Annotated in this window: 1 pseudogene; it reads left to right on the top strand. The window is 64.4% G+C overall.

Annotated features, from left to right (window positions below):
* Positions 1-773: pseudogene (locus tag KV097_RS18925) on the top strand (right-handed parallel beta-helix repeat-containing protein); the annotation flags it as partial.
* Positions 774-792: the final 19 nt, after the last annotated feature.

Below are 792 nucleotides of genomic sequence, written 5' to 3'. Positions count from 1 at the left end.
GCTCGTCTAACACGGGTGTGCCTGCCGGTACGAAGCTGACCGTCCATGACGGAGATCTGACGATCAGCAGGGCCGGCACGGTGGTCGACGGCCTCGACGTCCGCGGAGACATCAGCGTCAAAGCCGACAACGTCACGATCCGCAACACCATCGTGCGCGGCCGACCCGTCGACACCGTCAAGAAATCACTGATCTCGGCCTACGGCGACCACAAGAACCTCCTCATCGAGGACACCACCCTGCGCGCCGCCTACCCCCACCCCAACCGCGACGGCCTCAAGGGCCGCAACTTCACCGCCCGCCGCATCAACGTCTCCAACGTCGTCGACGCCGTCCTCGTCTTCGGCGACAACGTCCGCCTCGAAGACTCCTGGCTCCACGACAACACCCACTTCGACCCCGACTGGATCTCCACCGACGGCAAGAGCCACGACGACAGCCTCCAGATCCAAGGCGGCAACAACATCACCATCCGCCACAACGTCCTCGAAGGCGCCTTCCACACCGGGATCATGATCACCCAGGACCGCTACCGCTCCACCAACATCACCATCGCCGGAAACTGGCTCTCCGGCGGATCCTGCACCCTCAACATCGCCGAGAAAGCCCGCGGCCCCATCACCGGCCTCACCATCCGCGACAACCGCTTCGGCACCTCACGCATCACCAACTGCCCCATCATCGCCCCACCCACCACCACCCAGATCGCCACCATCACCAACAACCTCTGGGACACCACCAACACCCCCATCACCATCCGACGAGGCTCCTGAGGAACCGGACGGCTCAGGC

This window comes from Mumia sp. zg.B17 (assembly GCF_019550915.1).
Taxonomy (GTDB): Bacteria; Actinomycetota; Actinomycetes; order Propionibacteriales; family Nocardioidaceae; genus Mumia.
Note: the sequence above shows the minus strand (reverse complement) of the source record. Positions and strands in the feature narration are given on the sequence as shown.